This window comes from Aeromonas sp. R7-1 (genome assembly GCF_040908115.1).
Taxonomy (GTDB): domain Bacteria; phylum Pseudomonadota; class Gammaproteobacteria; order Enterobacterales; family Aeromonadaceae; genus Aeromonas; species Aeromonas caviae.
In genome coordinates this window covers 1-20,916 of record NZ_JBFODD010000032.1, presented here as the reverse complement: position 1 = coordinate 20,916, position 20,916 = coordinate 1, and the positions used below count along the sequence as shown (strand labels likewise).

General features: G+C 63.1%; 16 protein-coding genes, 1 tRNA gene and 1 rRNA gene. 7 read left to right on the top strand and 11 right to left on the bottom strand.

Features of this window, described 5'->3' with window-relative positions; genetic code table 11:
- Nucleotides 1–60: 60 nt before the first annotated feature.
- From AB5Y51_RS07130 to AB5Y51_RS07120, 3 genes are all read left to right on the top strand, one after another.
- On the top strand, nt 61–1,638 hold the full coding sequence (locus AB5Y51_RS07130; RefSeq protein WP_368178218.1) for an ABC transporter ATP-binding protein: 1,578 nt from the start codon (nt 61–63) through the stop codon (nt 1,636–1,638).
- A 79-nt stretch (nt 1,639–1,717) separates the two neighbouring features.
- Nucleotides 1,718–2,836 carry an ABC transporter permease gene (locus tag AB5Y51_RS07125; RefSeq protein ID WP_048209188.1) on the top strand — a complete coding sequence of 373 codons (1,119 nt, stop codon included), beginning with the start codon at nt 1,718–1,720 and terminating at the stop codon, nt 2,834–2,836.
- A 2-nt stretch (nt 2,837–2,838) separates the two neighbouring features.
- Entirely contained in the window at nt 2,839–3,804 is a 966-nt protein-coding gene (locus AB5Y51_RS07120) for an ABC transporter permease (RefSeq protein ID WP_010672471.1), read from the top strand.
- A 63-nt stretch (nt 3,805–3,867) separates the two neighbouring features.
- On the opposite strand, the gene AB5Y51_RS07115 is transcribed toward AB5Y51_RS07120, so the two are convergent.
- Complete coding sequence (locus AB5Y51_RS07115; protein ID WP_368178217.1) at nt 3,868–4,773, bottom strand: LysR substrate-binding domain-containing protein; 906 nt, start codon at nt 4,771–4,773, stop codon at nt 3,868–3,870.
- A 118-nt stretch (nt 4,774–4,891) separates the two neighbouring features.
- Between AB5Y51_RS07115 and AB5Y51_RS07110 the strand changes: the two genes are divergently transcribed.
- The 3 genes from AB5Y51_RS07110 to AB5Y51_RS07100 all read left to right on the top strand — a co-directional run bounded on the left by AB5Y51_RS07110 (nt 4,892) and on the right by AB5Y51_RS07100 (nt 7,489).
- Complete coding sequence (locus AB5Y51_RS07110) at nt 4,892–6,019, top strand: S-(hydroxymethyl)glutathione dehydrogenase/class III alcohol dehydrogenase (RefSeq protein WP_010672469.1); 1,128 nt, start codon at nt 4,892–4,894, stop codon at nt 6,017–6,019.
- A 51-nt stretch (nt 6,020–6,070) separates the two neighbouring features.
- Nucleotides 6,071–6,919, top strand: coding sequence for an S-formylglutathione hydrolase (gene fghA, locus AB5Y51_RS07105; protein WP_324062959.1), 849 nt, complete (start codon nt 6,071–6,073; stop codon nt 6,917–6,919).
- 63 nt (nt 6,920–6,982) lie between these two features.
- Nucleotides 6,983–7,489 (top strand): DinB family protein, encoded by a 507-nt coding sequence (locus tag AB5Y51_RS07100; protein WP_010672467.1) that lies wholly within the window; start codon nt 6,983–6,985, stop codon nt 7,487–7,489.
- Between the two features lie 72 nt (nt 7,490–7,561).
- Here the strand turns inward: AB5Y51_RS07100 and AB5Y51_RS07095 are convergent, their stop codons facing one another.
- Complete coding sequence (locus AB5Y51_RS07095; RefSeq protein ID WP_171865057.1) at nt 7,562–8,284, bottom strand: DUF2807 domain-containing protein; 723 nt, start codon at nt 8,282–8,284, stop codon at nt 7,562–7,564.
- Between the two features lie 298 nt (nt 8,285–8,582).
- Here AB5Y51_RS07095 and ovoA point away from each other — a divergent pair, with 298 nt between their 5' ends.
- Nucleotides 8,583–10,730: a 5-histidylcysteine sulfoxide synthase gene (ovoA, locus tag AB5Y51_RS07090; protein WP_368178216.1), complete on the top strand. Its 2,148-nt coding sequence runs from the start codon at nt 8,583–8,585 to the stop codon at nt 10,728–10,730.
- Between the two features lie 57 nt (nt 10,731–10,787).
- On the opposite strand, the gene AB5Y51_RS07085 is transcribed toward ovoA, so the two are convergent.
- The 9 genes from AB5Y51_RS07085 to AB5Y51_RS07045 form a co-directional block, all read right to left on the bottom strand.
- The gene (locus tag AB5Y51_RS07085; RefSeq protein WP_368178215.1) at nt 10,788–11,759 is read right to left on the bottom strand and encodes a bile acid:sodium symporter family protein; all 972 of its coding nucleotides are present in this window, start codon (nt 11,757–11,759) and stop codon (nt 10,788–10,790) included.
- Between the two features lie 272 nt (nt 11,760–12,031).
- Nucleotides 12,032–13,477: an amino acid permease gene (locus AB5Y51_RS07080; RefSeq protein WP_368178214.1), complete on the bottom strand. Its 1,446-nt coding sequence runs from the start codon at nt 13,475–13,477 to the stop codon at nt 12,032–12,034.
- Nucleotides 13,478–13,643: 166 nt separating this feature from the next.
- Complete coding sequence (locus tag AB5Y51_RS07075) at nt 13,644–13,982, bottom strand: tRNA-binding protein (RefSeq protein WP_319905516.1); 339 nt, start codon at nt 13,980–13,982, stop codon at nt 13,644–13,646.
- A 62-nt stretch (nt 13,983–14,044) separates the two neighbouring features.
- Nucleotides 14,045–15,490 (bottom strand): amino acid permease, encoded by a 1,446-nt coding sequence (locus AB5Y51_RS07070; RefSeq protein WP_201895213.1) that lies wholly within the window; start codon nt 15,488–15,490, stop codon nt 14,045–14,047.
- A 101-nt stretch (nt 15,491–15,591) separates the two neighbouring features.
- On the bottom strand, nt 15,592–16,047 hold the full coding sequence (locus AB5Y51_RS07065; RefSeq protein ID WP_227263142.1) for a beta-galactosidase subunit beta: 456 nt from the start codon (nt 16,045–16,047) through the stop codon (nt 15,592–15,594).
- A complete protein-coding gene (gene ebgA, locus AB5Y51_RS07060; RefSeq protein WP_368178213.1) occupies nt 16,044–19,118 on the bottom strand; it encodes a beta-galactosidase subunit alpha in 3,075 nt (1,024 codons plus the stop codon). Before ebgA ends, AB5Y51_RS07065 begins: the two co-directional genes overlap by 4 nt.
- 321 nt (nt 19,119–19,439) lie before the next feature.
- Nucleotides 19,440–20,405, bottom strand: a complete 966-nt coding sequence (ebgR, locus tag AB5Y51_RS07055) for a transcriptional regulator EbgR (RefSeq protein ID WP_039039553.1) — start codon at nt 20,403–20,405, stop codon at nt 19,440–19,442.
- Nucleotides 20,406–20,569: 164 nt separating this feature from the next.
- Nucleotides 20,570–20,684 (bottom strand): 5S ribosomal RNA (gene rrf / locus AB5Y51_RS07050).
- Nucleotides 20,685–20,706: 22 nt separating this feature from the next.
- Nucleotides 20,707–20,782: transfer RNA gene (locus AB5Y51_RS07045), tRNA-Thr, on the bottom strand.
- Nucleotides 20,783–20,916 lie beyond the last annotated feature (134 nt).

Sequence of the window (20,916 nt, the reverse complement as noted above, 5' to 3'; positions counted from 1 at the left end):
ATGACCGGCCCGCACGGGCCGGTTTTTAGTCTCTACTTCATGACCCGCAAGGACTGCATCATGGACCAGACAGATCGCTATGCCATCGAATTAAGGGGTATCGATAAGCGGTTCGGCGACGTGTACGCCAACAAGCAGATCGACCTTCAGGTTCGTAAAGGCAGCATTCACGGCATCGTCGGCGAAAATGGCGCCGGCAAGTCGACCCTGATGAGCATCATTTACGGTTTCTACCACGCCGACAAAGGCGAGATGCTGATCGACGGGAATCCGTTCAAACCCCATGGCTCCCAAGATGCGATTGCCGCCGGGGTGGGCATGGTGCACCAGCACTTCATGCTGGTGAACAACTTTACCGTATTGGAAAACGTCATCCTGGGGGCCGAGAACGGCTGGCGCCTGGGCAAGAGCCTGGCGGCCGCCGAGAAGCTGCTGGGCGAGCTGGCACGGGACTATGGTCTCGAGGTGCCGCTGTACGAGAAGGTCGAGGATCTGCCGGTGGGCCTGCAACAGCGGGTCGAGATCCTCAAGGCGCTCTATCGCGGTGCCCGCATCCTGATCCTCGACGAGCCCACCGGGGTGCTGACCCCGCAAGAGGCGGATCACCTGTTCGAGGTGCTGAAAAAGCTGCGGGATCAGGGGGCGACCGTCATCCTCATCACCCACAAGCTGCGGGAGATCCTGGCCATCACGGATCAGGTCTCCATCATGCGCCGGGGGGAGATGGTGGCTCACGTCGCCACCAAAGACACCGACAAGGAGCAGCTCGCCGAGCTGATGGTGGGCCGCAAGGTGCGCCTCAAGGTCGACAAGGGCACCGCCCAGCCGGGCGAGGCCAAGCTCAAGGTCGAGGGCCTCTCTTACGTCGATGACGCCGGGGTGGAACGGGTCAAATCCGTCAGCTTCGAGGTGCGGGCGGGGGAAGTGGTCGGCATCGCCGGGGTCTCCGGCAACGGCCAGTCCGAGCTGCTCAGCATGCTTGGGGGCATCCTCAAGCCCAGCAAGGGCGGCTTCACCATCGCCGGGGCGCAGCGCCACGAGGTGAGCCAGAGCCACCCGGCCGACCCGGAGCAGGTGCGCAACTTCGGCCTCGGCCACATCCCGGAAGACAGGCACAAGATGGGGCTCATCAACCGCTTCGAGGCGAAAGAGGCCTTCATCCTCGGTTATCACCGCCGTGCCCAGTACAACAAGGGCTGGCTGCAGGACAAGGAGGCGATCCGCCAGGATTGCCAGGCCAAGATGGACAAGTGGGACGTGCGCCCGCCGAGCCCGGAGCACAAGACCGCCAACTTCTCCGGCGGCAACCAGCAGAAGCTGGTGATCGCCCGGGAAGTGGAGCAGGACCCGGATGTGCTGCTGGTCGGCCAGCCGACCCGGGGCGTCGACATCGGCGCCATCGAGTACATCCACCAGCAGATCATCGCCATGCGCGACAAGGGCAAAGCCGTGCTGCTGGTCTCGGTGGAGCTGGACGAGATCATGAGCCTCTCCGACCGCATTCTGGTCATCGCCGATGGCCGCATCGTCGGCGAGCTGGACGGCGCCAGGGCGGATGAACGCACCATCGGCCTGATGATGGCGAACATAGTTCCTGACGACGTGGCGGCAAGCCAATCACAAGGGGCCACATCATGAAGGTCACAACCACTTGTAACGGATTCGGCCTGATGATGGTCAACACACCAGTCCCCGACGATATCAAGGAGGCCCATTCATGAGCCAAGCACGTGTTCCTGCCTGGATATCCGTGGGCGTGCTGCCCGCAGTCAATATCCTGCTGGCCTTCCTGGTGTCGGCCATCCTGTTCTATTACCTCGACATCAGCCCCATCGAGGCAGCCGAAATCATGTGGTACGGCGCCTTCGGCACCGGCGAGGGGATAGGCTTCACCCTCTACTACGCCACCGGTTTCATCTTCACCGGTCTGGCGGTGGCGGTGGCCTTCCACGCCGGCCTGTTCAACATCGGCGGTGAGGGGCAGGCCTATATCGGCGGCCTCGGGGTCGGTCTGGTCTGTCTGCTGCTCGGGGACGTGCTGCCGTTCGCCCTCTTGCTGCCGCTCGCCATCATCGCCGGCGGCCTGTTCGGCGCTGCCTGGGCCTTCATCCCGGCCTGGCTGCAAGCCAAGCGGGGCAGCCACATCGTCATCACCACCATCATGTTCAACTTCATCGCCGCCTCGCTGATGGCCTACCTCTTGGTCGACGTCTTCAAGCCGCCAGGATCCATGGCCACCGAGAGCAAGGTGTTCGCCATGGCGAGCTGGCTGCCGAAGATGAGCGAGCTGCTGGCGGCGGTCGGCGTGACGGTGCCGAACAGCCCGCTCAACATCAGCTTCTTCTGGGCGCTGATCTGTGCGGCCCTGGTGTGGGTCTTCATCTGGCATACCCGCTGGGGCTACGAGATCCGCTCCGTGGGCGCAAGCCAGAGTGCCTCCGCCTATGCGGGCATCTCCTACCCCAAGGTGGTGATCCTGGCCATGGTGATCTCCGGCATGCTGGCGGGCTTCTTCGCCCTCAACGTGCTGCAGGGTGAGCTGCACCAGATCAAGCTCAACTTCGTGGAAGGCTTCGGCTTCACCGGCATCGCGGTGGCCCTGATGGGTCGCAACCACCCGGTCGGCGTCATCATCGCCAGCCTGCTGTTCGGCTTCCTCTACCAGGGCGGCGCCGAGCTCAGCTTCGAGTTCGGGGTGGACCGCAACATCGTCGTGGTGCTGCAGGGTCTGGTGATCCTGTTCTGCGGCGCCCTGGAGCACATGCTGCGCCCGCGCATCGAGCAGGCCTATCTGGCCTTTGCCAACCGCCCGGCCGCCCAAGTGAAAGGAGCCTGATCATGTTCGAAATGCTGATCCTGATGCTGGACGCGACCATCCGTACCGCGCCTCCGCTCATCCTGGCGGCCATGGCCGGGATGTTTTGTGAACGCTCCGGGGTGGTCAACATCGCCCTGGAGGGCAAGCTGCTGGCCTCCGCCTTCGCCAGTGCGGCGGCGGCCGCCGTCACCGGTTCCGCCTGGATTGGGCTGGGGGTCGGGGTGGGGATCTCCATCCTGTTCGCCCTGCTGCACGGCTTCGCCACCATCACCCACCGGGGTGATCAGGTGGTGAGCGGCATGGCCATCAACATCCTGGCGGCCGGTCTCACCGTGACCCTGGGGCGCTACTGGTTCGATCAGGGGGGCCAGACCCCGGCGCTCTCCGGTGCGGCGCGCTTCGCCCCCATCGACCTGCCCTATGCCAAGGAGCTCTATGACGTGCCCGTCATCGGCCAGCTCTACAGCGAGCTCTTGAGCGGTCACTCCCTGCTGGAGTACGTGGCCTTCGCCGCCGTGCCCCTGGCCTGGTGGGTGCTGTTCCGCACCCGCTTCGGCCTGCGGCTGCGGGCGGTGGGCGAGGCCCCGGCCGCGGTGGATACAGCCGGTATCTCCGTGGTGCGGATGCGCTACACCGCCCTCATCATCGGCGGCCTGCTGGCGGGGATCGGGGGCACCTATCTGGCGGTAGCCCAGACCGCCCAGTTCATCCCCAACATGAGCGCGGGCAAGGGCTTCATGGCGCTGGCGGCCCTGGTGTTCGGCAAGTGGCGACCCTGGAACGCCATGGCGGCCTGTCTGCTGTTCGGCTTCCTCGACGCGGTCGCCATCCGGCTGCAAGGGGTCAGCATCGGCGATTTCCCGATCCCGGTGCAGGCCATCGAGGCGCTGCCCTACATCCTGACGGTCTTCCTGCTGGCCGGTTTCATCGGCAAGGCGGTGGCCCCCAAGGCCCTCGGCACCCCCTACGTCAAGGAGCGGGAATAGCCCCGCCCTTCATGCCATGCAAAAGGCCCGCACATGCGGGCCTTTTCTTTTTCGGGCGACGGCTCAGCCGATGGGCCGTACCAGGGCGGGTTGGTGGGGATCGCTGAGGCGCTCGGCCAGATAGTCCACCAGCAGCCGCACCTTGGGGGAGAGGTGGCGGTTGTGGGGATAGAGGGCCCAGATCCCCTCCTCGGGGGCCCGCAGCTCCGGCAGCAGCTCGATGAGCTCCCCCCGGGCGAGGTGGTCGTTCACGTAGTAGTCCGGCAACTGGATGATGCCGATCCCCTTGATGGCCGCATCCAGCAGGGCGTGGCCGCTGTTGCACTGAAGCAGACCGCGTACCCGCACGCTGTGGGGTTTACCGTTCAGGGTGAAGTGCCACTCGTCCCCGTTGCCCACCAGGCAGGTGTGACGGGCCAGCTCCGAGAGACTGTTGGGCATGCCGTGGCGGGCGGTGTAGGCGGGGGAGGCGCACACATAGGGTACCCTCTGCGCCAGCTTGCGGGCCACCAGGGTCGAATCCTTGAGGTGGCCGAGGCGGATCGCCAGATCGAACCCCTCGTGCACCAGATCCAGCAACTGGTTGGTGAGGTTGAGGGTCACCTCCAGCTGGGGGAAGCGCACCATGAAGTCGTTCACCAGGGGGGCGATGCGGCTCTCGCCGTAGGAGACGGGGGCCGTGATGCGCAAGGAGCCCTGGGGCACCGCCTGATGGCGTCCCACCGCCAGCTCCGCCTCGTAGAGGTTGTCCAGCAACTGGCGGCAGTGGCGAAAATAGATCTCCCCGAGTTCGGTGAGTCGCACCTGGCGGGTGGTGCGCAGCAGCAGCTTGGCCTGCAGCCTGTCTTCGAGCTGCGCCACCTGGCGGCTCACCTGGGCCACCGACACCCCGAGCTTGCGCGCGGCCGGGGTAAAGCCCCCCTGCTCCGCCACGCTGACAAATTCACAGACCCCTTCCCAGCCGAACATTATTACCTGTGTGTAAAAGTGATTTGATACTTAGCGTTATTATCACCAAATCGGCGGGAAACTACACTGGATCTCCGAACTCATTTCCGTTCATCCAACCACTACGAGGACGTCATTCATGGCACAGGTTCAGAGCATCAAGTGTAAAGCCGCCATCGCCTGGGGACCGGGTCAGCCCCTCTCCATCGAAGAGGTCGAGGTCATGCCGCCCCAGGCCGGCGAGGTGCGGGTGCGCATCGTCGCGACCGGCGTCTGCCACACCGATGCCTTCACCCTCTCCGGTGAAGATCCGGAAGGGGTCTTCCCCTGCATCCTGGGCCATGAAGGGGGCGGTATCGTCGAGTCCGTCGGCGAGGGTGTCACCAGCGTCAAGGTCGGCGATCACGTGATCCCGCTCTACACCCCCGAGTGCGGCGAGTGCAAGTTCTGCAAATCCGGCAAGACCAACCTGTGCCAGAAGATCCGCGCCACCCAGGGCAAGGGGCTGATGCCGGACGGCACCACCCGCTTCTCCAAGGACGGCCAGCCCATCTACCACTACATGGGCACCTCCACCTTCAGCGAATACACGGTACTGCCGGAGATCTCCATCGCCAAGGTGGATCCGGCCGCCCCGCTGGAAGAGGTCTGCCTGCTGGGCTGCGGCGTCACCACCGGCATCGGCGCCGTGATGAACACCGCCAAGGTGAAAGAGGGTGAGAGCGTCGCCATCTTCGGGCTGGGGGGCATCGGCCTCTCCGCCATCATAGGCGCGCGCCTGGCCAAGGCCGGCCGCATCATCGCCATCGACATCAACGAGAGCAAGTTCGAGCTGGCCCGCAAGCTGGGTGCCACCGACTGCATCAACCCGAACACGTTCGACAAGCCCATCCAGGAGGTGATCGTCGAGATGACCGACGGCGGCGTCGACTTCTCCTTCGAGTGCATCGGCAACGTCAAGGTGATGCGCGCGGCGCTGGAGTGCTGCCACAAGGGCTGGGGCGAATCCGTCATCATCGGCGTGGCCGGTGCGGGCCAGGAGATCAGCACCCGTCCGTTCCAGCTGGTCACCGGCCGGGTGTGGCGCGGCAGCGCCTTCGGGGGCGTGCGCGGTCGCAGCGAGCTGCCGAGCTACGTACAGCGCTACATGCAGGGTGAGTTCAAGCTGGACGACTTCATCACCCACACCATGCCCCTCGAGCAGATCAACGAGGCGTTCGATCTGATGCACGAAGGCAAGAGCATCCGCACCGTCATCCACTACTGATCCCATGAGCGCCCCGCCCATCGATGCATGGGCGGGGCAAGGAGTCCTTACATGAATCTGGACATCATCAGCAGCAACAAGAGCTTCAGCGGCTGGCACAAGCAGTATCGCCACCGCTCCAATGTGCTGGGGTGCGAGATGCGCTTCGCCATCTACCTGCCGCCCCAGGCCCTCACCGGCCAGAAAGTCCCGGTGCTCTACTGGCTCTCCGGTCTCACCTGCACCGACGAGAACTTCATGCAAAAAGCCGGGGCCCAGCGCATCGCCGCCGAGCTCGGCATCGCTCTGGTAGCGCCGGACACCAGCCCCCGCGGTGAAGGGGTGGCGGACGATCCCGGCTATGACCTCGGCATGGGGGCGGGTTTCTACGTCAACGCCACCCAGACCCCCTGGCGGGATCACTACCAGATGTACGATTACGTCACCCGGGAGCTGCCCGAGCTCATCGAGACCCACTTCCCGGTCTCGACGAAGCGTGCCATCAGCGGCCATTCCATGGGCGGCCACGGCGCCCTCATCGCCGCCCTGCGCGAGCCCGGCCGCTACCGATCTGTGTCGGCCTTCAGCCCCATCAGCCACCCGAGCCGCTGCCCCTGGGGCCAGAAGGCCCTCGGCGCCTACCTCGGCAACAACCCCCTGCTGTGGCAGGAGTGGGATGCCTGCCAGCTGCTGCGCCACCACGACAGCCCGCCCCTGCCGACCCTGGTGGACGTGGGGCTGGACGACCCCTTCCTGGCGGAGCAGCTCGGCATCGACACCTTGGCCGAAGTGGCCGCCACCCGGGCGTGGCCCCTGACGCTCAACCGCCATGCCGGCTACGACCACAGCTATTACTTCGTGGCGAGCTTCATCGAGGCGCACCTGCGCTTTCACGCCAACCACCTGGGCGAACCGGCCTGAGGCTGACCCGCTCGTGGCCGCCCCGTCAGCGGGCGGCCATTCACCCGGAAACAGGAGACAAGGATGCCTCTCTTCACCACATTGCTGGCCATGCCGGACCAGTTCGAGCGGCTGCTGGCACAGGTCCCCACCGACCGTCTGGACTGGGAACCCGCCAACTGGGCCGGGATCCCCTCCGAGCGTTTCAGTGCCAGGGGGCACCTCTGCCACCTGCTGGACATCGAGGTGCTGGGCTATCAGGTGCGGTTTCGTCGCACCCTGGCGGAAAGCCTGCCGGAACTCGCCTCCCTCGATGGCTACCAGCTGGCGCTGGACCATGATTACCCCCGGCAGGATACCGCCACGCAGCTCGACCGCTTTCGCACCGCCCGCCTGCAGACCGTCGAATGGCTGAAGACGGTACCGTCCGACGCCTGGCAGCGCCGCGCCCGCTATGGCGGCTATGGGGAGGTGACCCTGGACGGTCTGGTGCGCCTGCTCGTCAGCCATGACCACCAGCACCTCGCCGGCATGCAGTGGCTGCTGATGCGCCTGAACGCCGATCTGGGCCTCGCACTCCCCCTCGAGTGAGGCGTCACCCAACAGCGTCGCATCCTGCAAAAAAGGCCCCGAGGGGCCTTTTTCATTGTTGCGGTGATGGGATCAGCTCCCCAACCGGCTCACCTGGCCCGAGCCCGCGATCTCGCTGGTCAGCGCTGGGCTGCCCCAGTAGTTGACCGCACCGGCACCAGCGATCTCTATCTTGAGCCGCGACCGGGCCCGCACCTCGACCTCGCCACTGCCGGCGATGCTCACCTCGACCTCCTCGCTGGCGAGCCCGGCCCCCTTGACGCCACCGGCGCCGGCGATGTTCAGCGCCATCACCCGGGCGGAGCCCTGCCCCAGATCCAGGTTGCCCAGCCCGGCGATGTTGCCCTCCAGCCGATCCAGCGTCAGCCCGCTGGCGACGATGTCCCCCGTGCCCGCCAGGGAGAGCACCAGATCATCCCCCTTGAAGTCGCGCAAGGTGCCGTTGCCAACTCCCGCCAGTGCCAACTCGTGCAGCGTCGGCAGGGTGATGGTGATCTCCAGCGGCTGGGTGGGGTCGAGCCGGTAGCCATCCTTGACCTCGATCTCCAGCTTCTCCCCCTTCTCGGTGAGCACCAGATAGGGCAGCAGATTGGCCTCCCCCTTGACCCTGAGGGTGTGGCTCTCTCCCGCCACCAGGTACAGGTTGGCGGGCACGCCCGCCAGCACCCGGGTCACCTCATGCCCAAGGGGATGCTGCTGCTCCACCACGGCCCCCTCCCCGCGCACCTTGACGTCATCCTGCCAGCTGCATCCGGTCAGTCCCAGGGCCAGCACCACGCCCAGCATCCATTTCATCCCGCTACTCCTCGTTTCCTCTTTGCCGCACGGCGCGGCAGGTGAGTGGCAATCAGCAAACCCTGTGCCATATGGATAACATCATGATTTATCTATCCATTTCAATATTTCGAGGCTCGAGGGGCACACAACAAAGAGTCATTCAGACCACAATCTGGTCAATCTGACCACACCCGAAGGGGGGTGTTGACCCATTTTTTTGGTTGCCGCCCCGGTTCGTTGAGCCAATAGTGATACCTGGTGCGTATAGAGCACTCCATCGCTGCTTCACCCGCCAGAATCAACAAGGAGTCAGAGCGTGACCCAAGCCAGCCACCCATTCGTCCATCCGGGCCTGCCTGCCCCCACCCGCACCCCGCTGCTGACCGGCGACGATCCCGACCACAAGCGCCGCGAGCTGCTCGCCTACTTCTGCCAGACCTTCGATCTCTACGACTCGCTGTTCGACTGCCTGGCCGACGAGCGGGCCTGGTTCAACAAGGCGATCCCCCTGCGCCACCCCCTCATCTTCTACTACGGCCATACCGCCGCCTTCTTCGTCAACAAGCTGCTGGCGGCCCGTCTCATCGAGAGTCGGCTCGACCCACGCATCGAGGCCCTGGTCGCCATCGGGGTGGACGAGATGAGCTGGGACGATCTGGACGAAACCCACTACGACTGGCCCACTGTGGCCGAACTGCGCGCCTACCGCGGCCGCGTGCGGGATCTGGTGTGTGATTTCATCGAGCGGATGCCGATCGAGCTGCCCATCCATTGGCAGAGCCCGGCCTGGGTCATCCTGATGGGGATAGAGCACGAGCGCATCCACCTCGAGACCTCCAGCGTGCTGATCCGCCAGCTGCCCCTGGCCTGGGTGCGCAGCCAGCCCCAGTGGCCGGTCTGCCCCGAGGCGCGCCACGATCTCGCCGCCGTCCCCGTCAACACCCTGCTGCCGGTGGCCGGCGGCCAGGTGCGACTCGGCAAGCAGGATGCCACCTACGGCTGGGACAACGAATACGGCGAGCGCCACATCGAGCTGGCCCCCTTCCAGGCCAGCCGCATGCTGGTGAGCAACGCCGAGTACCTGGCCTTCGTGCAGGCGGGCGGATATGAAGCGCCCGCCTGGTGGGACGACGAGGGCCGGGGCTGGCGCCAGTATGCCAACGCCCGCATGCCCACCTTCTGGGTCGGCGATCCCAATGAACCCGAGCAGTTGCAACTGCGGCTGATGACCGAGCAGGTCCCCATGCCCTGGGACTGGCCGGTGGAGGTGAACCAGCTGGAGGCCGCCGCCTTCTGCCGCTGGAAGGCGGATCAGACCGGCCTGCCCGTCCAGTTGCCAAGCGAGGGGGAGTGGATGCTGCTGCGGGAGCAACTGGCCGGCGATCAGCCGGACTGGATGGAGGCCCCCGGCAACATCAACCTGGCCCGCTTCGCCTCCTCCTGCCCGGTGGATGCCTGCCCCCAGGGCAGCTTCTTCGATCTGGTGGGCAACGTCTGGCAGTGGACCAGCACCGCCATCGACGGCTTCGAGGGGTTCAAGGTGCATCCCCTCTACGACGACTTCTCCACCCCCACCTTCGATGGCAAACACACCCTCATCAAGGGCGGGAGCTGGATCAGCACCGGCAACGAGGCGCTCAAGTCCTCCCGCTACGCCTTCCGTCGCCACTTCTTCCAGCACGCGGGCTTCCGCTACCTGGTCTCACGCTATCAGGAGCCCGTCATCGTGAATCCTTATGAAACCGACACCCTCGTCGCTCAGTACCTCGACTTCCAGTACGGCCCGAGCCACTTCGGGGTCTCCAACTACGCCGAGGCTCTGGCCGGTCTTGCCAGCGAGCTGTGCGGCCGCCATGAGCGGGCGCTGGATATCGGCTGCGCCACCGGCCGCGCCAGCTTCGAACTGGCTCGCCGCTTCGCCCACGTGGACGGGGTGGACTACTCGGCCCGCTTCATCGACGTGGCCCTGACCCTGGCAAGACAGGACAGCTTCCGCTATGCGGTGCCGGTGGAAGGGGATCTGGTGGAATATTGCGAGGCGCGCCTCTCCCGCCACGAGCTCGGTCGCGAGCAGAGCGAGCGGGTCCACTTCAGCCAGGGGGATGCCTGCAACCTCAAGCCCAAGTACGGCGACTACGATCTGGTGCTCGCCTCCAACCTCATCGACCGACTGCGGGAGCCCGCCCGCTTCCTGCGGGACATTGCTCCGCGCCTTCGCAGCGGCGGCCTGCTGGTGCTCACCAGCCCCTACACCTGGCTGACCGACTACACCCCCAAGGCCAACTGGCTCGGCGGCATCCGGGAAAACGGCGAGGCCCTCGGCACCTATCAGGCGCTGCAACGGCTGCTGGCGGAGGAGTTCGAGGAGCACATGCCCCCGAGGGACGTCCCCTTCGTCATCCGCGAGACCGCCCGCAAGTACCAGCACACGGTGGCTCAGCTCACCGTCTGGCGCAAACGCTGACGACGCGGCAAACGAAAGAGGGAGGCCCATGGCCTCCCTCTTCTTTATCCGGACCGCTTACCCCTCCTGAACCTGGGGCACCGCCTCCTGCTCGCGGTAGCGGCGGGCCAGCACGGCGCACACCATCAGCTGGATCTGGTGGAAGATCATCAGCGGCAGCACCATGACACCGACGCTGGCGGCGGGGAACATGACGTTGGCCATGGGCACCCCGTTGGCCAGGCTCTTCTTGGAGCCACAGAAGACGATGGTGATCTCGTCCGCCCTGTTGAAACCGAGGCGACGGCTGATCCAGACGTTCCACCCCAGCACCAGTGCCAGCAGCACGCAGCTCAGCAGCACGATACTGGCCAAATCATACCAGCCGACCTGGTGCCAGATCCCCTGCACCACCGCCTCGCTGAAGGCCACATAGACCACCAGCAGGATGGAGCTCTGGTCCAGCTTGCCGATGAGTGGCCGGTGGCTGTCGACCCAGCGACCGATGAGGGGGCGTGACAGGTGCCCCACCACGAAGGGCAGCATCAGCTGCACCATGATGGCCTGAATGGAGTGCCAGGTATCGACCCCCTCCCCCTGCACATTGATCATCAGCCCCACCAGCACCGGCGAGAGGAAGATGCCGAGAATGCTGGAGGCCGAGGCGCTGCACACCGCCGCCGACACATTGCCCCCCGCCATGGAGGTGAAGGCGATGGCCGACTGCACGGTGGCGGGCAGGGCGCACAGATACAAGAAGCCGAGATAGGTGGCCGGGCTCAGCCACTGGGGCACCAGGGGCGTGAGCAGCAGCCCCAGCAGCGGGAAGAGCAGGAAGGTGCTCGCCATCACCACCAGGTGCAACCGCCAGTGGCCCAGGCCCGCCAGCAGGTTCTGGCGCGACAGCTTGGCGCCATGCATGAAGAACAAGAGCGCCACCGCCAGCTTGGTCAGCAGACCGAACCAGACGGCTACCTGCCCCTCGCAGGGGAAGAAGGAGGCCAGGGCCACCACGGCAATCAGCACAGAGGTAAAAGGATCCAGACGCACGGAGAGTCTCCAGAGAAAGCGCGTCCCGCACGGGAGGGGACGACAGGGCACGGGGAAGGCGTCATCAGACTGCGACCCCGGATACGAAGGGACAAGCTTACCCCGAACACCCTGTGGTGCAAAGTTGAGCGGCAGCCTCATTTGTTTCATTTTGTTAAACGATAACGCACATTCTCACAGCAAAACTAAACGAATTTGCCCCTCCGGCCCCGGATCCGGCCAACAAAAAACGGGCGACCCTGGTCGCCCGTCTCCTGTTTGCCACATGCCGGTCAGCGCTGGCTGGCCAGGGGGCCGCTGCCCGCTTTCTTCTCATTGCCACCGAGCTTGCGGGCTTGGCGCTTCTCGAAGCGGGAGATCCACCAGTAGGCCAGCGCCGAGAAGACCGCGGTCATGAAGACGTTGATGAAGAAGGCGCGCACCAGATCCACCCCGGCCGGGAAGGCGGAGGCGCTCATGCTCACCACGAAGATGGCGATCAGCACCGACACCACGCCCATCCCGAAGGTGCGCGATCCCATGCGGAACTCGCGCGGGGTGTCGTCATGTTTCCAGCGGAACACGAAGTAGGCCACCATGATGAAGATCGGCGGCAACATGGCGGTGCCGGCAGTGAGGTTGATGGCGGTGTTCATCATCTGCTGCACCGACTCGGAACCGAAGCCGTTGACCACCAGCATCACGAACACGAAGACAAACTGCCACCAGGCGGCGCGCACCGGCACGCCATGCTCGTTGAGCTGGGTGGTCTTCTCGCCGTAAACCCCCTGCGGGATCTCGGAGAAGTGGATCTTCACCGGGGCCGAGGTCCACATCATCATGGAGCCGAACATGGCGATAAACAGCACCACGCCGACGAAGCGGCCCACCAGCGCTTCCGACAGCTGGAAGTACTGCGCCATGCCGGTGAAGATCTCCACCATGCCGCCGGCATAGGTGAGGCTCTCGCGCGGCACGAACACGTTCACCAAAAGGGAACCGACCGCATACATGGCACCGATGACGATACCGGCACTGATGATCACCTTGATAAAGGACTTCTGGCCCCCCTTCACGTCATTGAGGTAGGCCGCCGCCGTCTCGGCACCGCCCGCCGCCTGGAAGATCCAGCACATGATGCCGAGCGTCGCCCAGTTGACGGTAGGGGTCATCGCCTCCAGGGTGATGGGCTGGGCGGGTACATGATCGCCACTCAAAGCCATCAGGGCGCCCAGCACATAGATGGCGAACAGGGCAAAGACGCCGTAGGCCACTATTTCGGCAATCTTGCCGAGCCAGCTCGCCCCCTTGGTGGAGATGTGGGTCGCCGCCGCAAACAGCACGATGGAAATGACTGAGGTGACCATGGGCGAGAAGCTGTACTCATAGCCCAGCATGGCGTAGGAGGCGTAGGCGATGACGTTGGGCAGCAGGGAAACGAACCAGAACAGGTTCACGAACCAGTAGAGAAACGAGCCCAGATAGGCCATCCGGGTGCCGAGCGGTTTTTTAAGCCAGTCGTACATCCCCGACTCGGAGTTTTTATTGGCCGAGACGAACTCGGCGATGATGAAGACGAACGGGATGAAGTAGACGATGGTCGCCAGCAGGAAGATGGGGGCGGAGCTGAGCCCCAGCTCGATGTTGTTGTTGACGATGTTGCGCACGTTGAACACGGCGGCAAAGGTCATCGACAACAAGGCAAACTTGCCTATGGTGCCGCGTACGGATTCAGACATGGTGTCCTCCAGTGGACTCGCGTTCCCTGCGGGTAACGCTGTGACTCTGTGATGTGTTCGGCAAGGGTCTGTCGGCCCCGCGCTTTACTCTCTTGTTATGATCGGGCCGCGTGGACAGCCTCGTTGGTGAACCGGTGCCGTCTCCCGCACCGGCTCGCAATACCAGTCAGACGATCGGAGTGCCCGGCGCCATCGGCACCCGCGGCTGCAACAGCACGCTCTGGCTCTCGTCCGGGGCCTCGGCGCAGAGCAACATGCACTCGGATCGCTCGCCGCGCATTCGGGTGGGCTTGAGATTGGTCAGTACCACCACCTCGCTGCCCATCAGCTCCTCTTCGCGGTAGTGGGGCACCAGACTGGTGACAGTCTGCAGCGGCCGCTCGCCACCCACGTCTATCTGGACGATGTAGAGTTTGTCGGCCCCGGGGTGACGCACCACCTCCAGCACCTTGCCCACCTTCATCTCGACCCGCTTGAATTCGGCAAACTCGATCGTCTCGCTCATGCTCTTTTCCTTTTCTGGTTCAACGGTTTGCGGGTGGCCAACGGCCACCCGGTTTGATGGGGTCATGACGGCTGGATGACGACCTGCGCCGCTGGCTCGGCCTCTTTCGCGCGCGCCTCGGCGCTGAGGGAGGCCTCGTATCTGTTGTATTTCCACCAGGCGAAGCCGAGGAAAATCACGATCCCGCCGACGTTGTAGAAGACGATGGTCATGATGTCGGCGCCGGTCGGGAAGGTGGAGGCGAGGAAGCCCACCGAGAAGAGGACGATCAGCACCGAGACCACGGCGATGCCGGTGGTGCGCGACCCCATCTTGAACTCCCGCGGCAGGTGGTCGAGCTTCAGCCGCAGATTGAGGTAGGCCAGCATGATGAACAGCGGCGGCAGCATGGAGGCGGCGGCGGTCATGTTGATGACGGTGTTCATCAGATCCTGCGCTGTGTTGGAGCCCAGAGTCGGGATCACCATCAGCGGAAGCACGATGAGGTACTGGATCCAGGCTGCACGGGCGGGCACGCCGTTCTCGTTCAGCTCGACGGTCTTCTTGCCGAAGATGCCGGCCGGGATCTCGGAGAAGAAGATCTTCACCGGGGTCGCGGTCCACATCAGCAGGGAGCCGAACATGGCGGTGAAGGAGACCAGCCCAACGAAGCGGTTCATCAGGATCTCCGGCAAGCCGAAATGGGCCGCCAGCCCCTCGAACACCTGCACCGAGCCGCCGGTATATTTCAGGGTGTCACTGTGAACAAACACGTTGATCAACAGCGATGCGATGGAGTAGAGCACCCCGATAAAGATCCCGGCGACGATGATCACCTTCACGAAGGATTTGGAGCCCCCTTTCACGTCATTGACGTAGACCGCCACCGACTCGGCGCCACCGGCTGCCATAAAGATCCAGGTAGTGATGCCGAGGAAGGCCCAGCTGAAATCGGGGACCATGGCCTCTACCGTGATGGGGTCAGCCGGTTGCACGCCGCCCACCAGTGCCGCACCCGCCAGCAGAATGTAGGAGAGGGTCAGCAGCAGCATCAGGGACGAGGTCACAGAGGTGATGGGGCCGAGCATCTTGGCGCCGTTGGTGGAGACGTAGGTGGCAAAGGCAAACAGCACCATGCTCAAGGCCGTGGTCGCCACCGGAGTGAGAATGTACTCGTAGCCGAGGAAGGCATAGGAGGCGTAGGCGATAACCCGCGGCAGCAAGGAGGTGAAGAAGAAGAGGTTCACGAACCAGTAGGTGTAGGCGGAGATAAAGGCCCAGCGACCGCCGAGGGAGCTCTTCACCCAGGCATAGACGCCTGCTTCGGAGTTCTTATTCAGTGACACAAATTCCGCAATGATCAGGCAGAACGGAATGAAGTAAAAAATGGTAGCCAGAAAGAACATCGGGGCCGAGGCCAGACCGATTTCGATGTTGTTGTTGATGACGTTGTTGAAGCTGAATACCGCCGCGAAGGTGAGCGACAGCAGACCAAACTTGCCTATCGTATTGCGTTTGGAATCAGACATGGTGCATCTCCAGACCTGTAGTTATCTCGCGAAAGAGCGGGGCATGGGTTGTAGGGTGAGCCCCGCCCTTCCGGCTTTGTCAGTGCAGAACCGGCGGCTTGTTATTTGTTTTTGAAGTAGCCGCCTTCGACGGTGACCTTGATGATCACCTTGCGCACCGGCCCGTCGCCGACGAACCGGTAAGCCTCGTCGTTCTCGAAGATCACCACCTGACCGTTGCCCACCTGCTGGCGCTCACGCACCTCACCTGCCAGCCACTCGCGGTCTGTGGTGTCGTCATAGCCCTGCTCGACCCGCAGATCCGACTTGGCAGCCCACTCCACCGTCTCTTCCCCTTCCAGGTAGTAGTGGACGTCGAAGTAGCGGCGCTGCCCCTCGAACAGGGAGGTGGCCGGGCTGGCCCCCTCCTGCAAGCGGTAGGTGAGGGAGTCACCGATGGAGTGGCAGATGCCGGGCTTGAGGTTTGGCAGGTTGTTGATGGCCTCCACGCAGCGGCCCCACTTCTTGCCCTCCCGGTAGATGTTTTTGAACAGGGTCAGGTTGTCCAGGGTGATCATGCGAGGTTCCTCCCGCCGTTGATGGTGAGATCGAGCCCGGCCAGCGCAGCCGGATTGAGGTTGCCACGGGCGATGGGCAGCAGGGTCAGGCCGAAGCTGAATGGCTCGAATCGCACCCGCCAGGAGTCCAGCACCTCGGAGCCCCAGGAGTTGGAGCCGAGCCCCAGTACCTTGTGATCCAGATTGAGGGTGAGATAACCGCTCGGTTCCAGCTCGTTGATGTGCTGCGCCGCGTGGATATGCTCCCAGCTGTAGGGCCAGACGCTCAGGTTGATGGGGGCATCGGGCCGCACGTAGAGACCGGCGCCGTGGCGGTTGGTCAGGGTCGCCCAGCGCACCTGCTGGCGGTTGCCGTTGTCCTGCGGGAAGGGGTAGTGCTCCCACATCTCGCTAACTGTGCTCTGGAAGCTGTCGATCCAGTTGCTCTGGCGGCTGTCCTGATAGTTTTCGCCCGGCCCCATGCCGTAGTAGTGCACCCGGTCGAGATCCTGACGAATGCCCAGCTCGAAGCCGATCTTGGGGATGATGTCGTCATAACCGCCGTAGGGCTGACCGGACAGCGCCACATGCAGCTGGCCGTTCGGGCTAAGGGTGTAGACGTAGCGGCAGCGCATGCCGAAGTCGAACACCGGCGGCGCGATCAGGCTCTCCACCGTCACCTCGACCGCCTCGCCCAGCTGACGCCAGCTTAAGGTGCGGAAGTGTTCCTGCATGATCTGCAGGTGGTTCGGGTGCCACAGGCTCTCGTACTCCTGTTTGTGGTTGTCGATCATCGGCTTGAAGAAGGTGAGGCGTGGGGCTCGCTCGATGAGCTCGATACCATCCTGCTGCCAGCTCACCAGCTTGCCGTCGAGGCGTGAGAAGCGCAGGGCGAAGCCGCTGCCGCTCAAGGTCAGCGCGAGCCGCTCGTCGGCAATCTGCAATGCTGTGGCATTGGGATTGGCAAAGGGCTGCAGCTGACGAGTCGACTCCTTCAGCTGGAACTGGTACTGACCCAGTTCGTGCTCCGCCGCGCTGTAGCAGGTAGCTGTGGCCTTGATGACCCGCAGCTGGACGAAGGTTTCCCGCCTATCGAGGGATGGCAGTTCGAGTTGCAGCTCAGTGGTGGCACCGGGGGCCACCCCTTCCAGCCGGATTTGCTGGCTGGCCAGCAGTTCGCCTTCGGCCTTCACCTCGACCAGCAGGCGGATGTCGTCGAGAGTGGAGAACCAGTAGCGGTTTTCCACTTCCAGCTTGCCGCTCGCCAGATCCAGCGCGCGCACCTTGACCGGGCAGATCACCTGCTTGTATTCGCGCAGGCCCGGCCCCGGGGTCTGATCCGGGTAGATGAGGCCATCCATGCAGAAGTTGTAGTTGTTGGGGTAGTCGCCGTAGTCGCCGCCGTACTTGTAGACCGGGCGGCCCTGCTCGTCCTGATCCAGAATGCCGTGATCGCACCACTCCCAGATGTAGTGGCCCTGAATGTGGGGATGACGGTCGAACACCTGCTGATATTCGCTGAGGCCACCCGGGCCGTTGCCCATGGCGTGGGCGTATTCGCAGAGGATGCGCGGCTTCTCCATCGGGAACTCGCCGAAGCAGTTCATCTGGGAGACGCGGGAATACATGGTACTCACCACGTCCACCACCTCGGCATCGCGATCCTCTTCGTAGTGCACCAGCCGGGTCGGGTCGATCCCCTTGCAGCACTGGTACATGGCTCTGATGTTGCAGCCGTAGCCGGACTCGTTGCCCAGCGACCAGATGATGATGGAGGGGTGGTTCTTCTGGGCGTGCACGTGGCGCTCGATCCTGTCCACGAACACCGGCTCCCAGAAGGGATCATCGGTGATGCGGCTGAGATCGCCGACGTTGGCAAAACCGTGGGTCTCCACGTCGGTCTCCGCCATCACGAACAGACCGTACTGGTCGCACAGCTCGTAGAAACGCGGGTCGTTCGGGTAGTGGGCGGTGCGCACCGAGTTGAGGTTGTGCTGCTTCATCAGCACGATATCGCGTTCAACACGATCCATGCCGACCGCACGGCTCTTGAGGTGATCGTTGTCGTGACGGTTCACCCCGTGCAGCTTGAGGTAGTGGCCGTTGACGTAGAAGAGGCCATCCTTGACGGTGATTTCACGCACCCCGACCCGCTGCGGGATCACTTCCAGCAGATCCCCCTGAGCGTTGTAGAGGGAGAGCTGCAGCTGGTAGAGGTAAGGATCTTCGGCGCTCCACAGATGGGGGTTGGCCAGATCCAGCGTGAAGCGGCAATCACACTTGCCATCGATGGCGAGATGGTCGAGCGAGCCGCTGGCGATCTCGCTGCCCTGATCCAGCAGCGACCAGACCAGACGGTGGTCACGGGCAGCCGCCCCCAGATTTTCCAGCTGGATATCGCAGCTCAGGGTGGCGCTCTGGTTGTCGTCAGCCAGCGCGGTCTGGATGAAGAAGTCCTGCACATGGACCGCCGGTTTGCCCACCAGGTAGACGTCGCGGAAGATACCCGCCATCCACCACATGTCCTGATCTTCGATGTAAGTGGAGTCCGCCCACTGCATCACCCGCACCGACAGCAGGTTTTCGCCAACCTTGGCGTAGGCACTGATATCGAACTCGGCGGTGAGACGGCTCCCCTTACTGAAGCCGACATACTGGCCGTTCACATAGACCTCGAAGTAGGTCTCCACCCCGTCAAACTTCATGATCACCTGCTCGCCGTCCCAGGCCGGGCTCAGCGTGAAGCTGCGCTGATAGGCGCCGGTGGGGTTGTTGGTCGGCACGAAGGGCACATCGATGGGGAAGGGAAAACCCTCGTCGGTGTACTGCAGCTGACCATGTCCTTCCATCTGCCACATGTTGGGCACGGTGATCTGGCCCCACTCGCTCATGGGGCTGTGATAGAAGGCCTCCGGCACCTGCAGGGGATGGTCGAAGTAGTGGAACTGCCACTGGCCGCTCAGGCTCAGAAAACGGCGGCTCAGCTCGCGCTGCATGGTGGCCGCCAGCCCGTGGTCGGCATAAGAGAAGAAGTAGGCGCGCGGAGCCAGCCTGTTTTCACCAACGAATTGGACGTTTTCCCAGTTATTCACATGTCCTCCCGGAACAAGGCAACGTTAACTGGGTAAACTCTAGATAGACATTTACTAAATATCAGCTCTAGATAGGTAAAGTTTTAACCTGATCACAATGAACAGATGGTTTTGTGAGCGAGATCAGAAGCGGGAGATAAAGGAGAGCAAGATATGAATGAGTGGCATGGATGTTGATAGCAGTAGGCTGAACTGTAATTAAATCAATTATAAAACAATATGATATGAGTTTGCTGGAAGAGATGGGAAAGAGATTTGCTTGGGAGATGTGTTGCGCCACCGCAAGATGGCGCGACTAAAAACATAGGTGTTTTACTAAAATTATCGTGTAGTACCACGCAGGGTCAATTTGCTCGGTACCAGCACCCGCAGCGGGATATCCCGCTCGTCACGCAGCCGCTCAACCAGCAGGTTGACCCCCTGGGAGCCCATCAACTCGGAGTGGATCCGCACCGTGGAGAGCGGCGGGAAGGTGAACTTGGCGGTCGGGATATCGTTGACGCTGATAAGCTCGATCTGCTGGGGAATCGCCAGTCCCTTCTCGTGGATGGCACGCAGCACGCCGATGGCGATGGAGTCGGAGGCCACGAACAGCGCCTTGGGCCAATCCCCGGCCAGCATCTCCTTCGCCAGCTTGTAGCCGGAAGCGCTGGAGAAGTCTCCGCGATAGAGGTCGCTCTCCTGTACCACGCCAAGCCGCTGGCCATAATCGCGAAAGGCGAGTTCCCGCAGATCCGGGCCATCATCCTGGCCACCGATATAGCCGATGCGCTGATGGCCCTCGGCGATGAAGAAGTCCACTACCTGCTGGCTGATGAGTGCCAGATCCACGTCAATCGAGTCAAAATCGCCCTGAGAGCGGCAATCCACGAACACCAGCTGGGCAGACAGGCCGCGCAGCACGGCCAGCCGTTCTTCCGGCAGATGGCCGATGACCAGGATGCCATCGACGGCAGAGAGCTCACGCCCCTCGGCACCGTTGTAGCAGTGGGCCAGCTCGATGTTGAGGCGGGTACACTGGGTCTCGATGCCATAGCGGATGGCCAGATAATAAGGGTCGTTGACCTCGGTGCTCTGGGGATAGGCGTAGACAGCCAGGAGCTGCAGCTTGCTCTTGTGCACCCCTTTGCGGGCGCTGCTGGTCTTGTACTCCAGCCGCTCGGCAATCTCGAAGATCTTCTGCCTGGTCTCGTCCTTGACGCTCAGGCTGGGATCCTCGTTCAGCACACGGGATACGGTAGCAAGCGATACCCCCGCCTCCTGTGCAATTTCCTTCAACGTAGCCATCAATACCTCGCAGGCAGCATCACGTGTTCATCGGGCAACGGCTAAAGAGTAACGAGCAATCCCTTGATAGCCCAGCATTTTTACTGAAATAGAAGCAGGGAATTGAGGCGGGAGGACAGAAATGCAAAAAGGCCTCCCGCATGGGAGGCCTCTTCTGAATAGGTGCCTGACAGTGTCCTACTCTCGCATGGCGAATGCCACACTACCATCGGCGCTACCGCGTTTCACTTCTGAGTTCGGCATGGGATCAGGTGGTTCCACGGCGCTATTGCCGTCAGGCAAAAGCTGTACTGCTTGAAAATGGTGCTGATACCCAGAATCGAACTGGGGACCTCATCCTTACCAAGGATGCGCTCTACCGACTGAGCCATATCAGCACACTAACCGGTAAAGACCACGCTCAATGCGTAATCTAAAATTGGGTGCCTGGCAGTGTCCTACTCTCGCATGGCGAATGCCACACTACCATCGGCGCTACAGCGTTTCACTTCTGAGTTCGGCATGGGGTCAG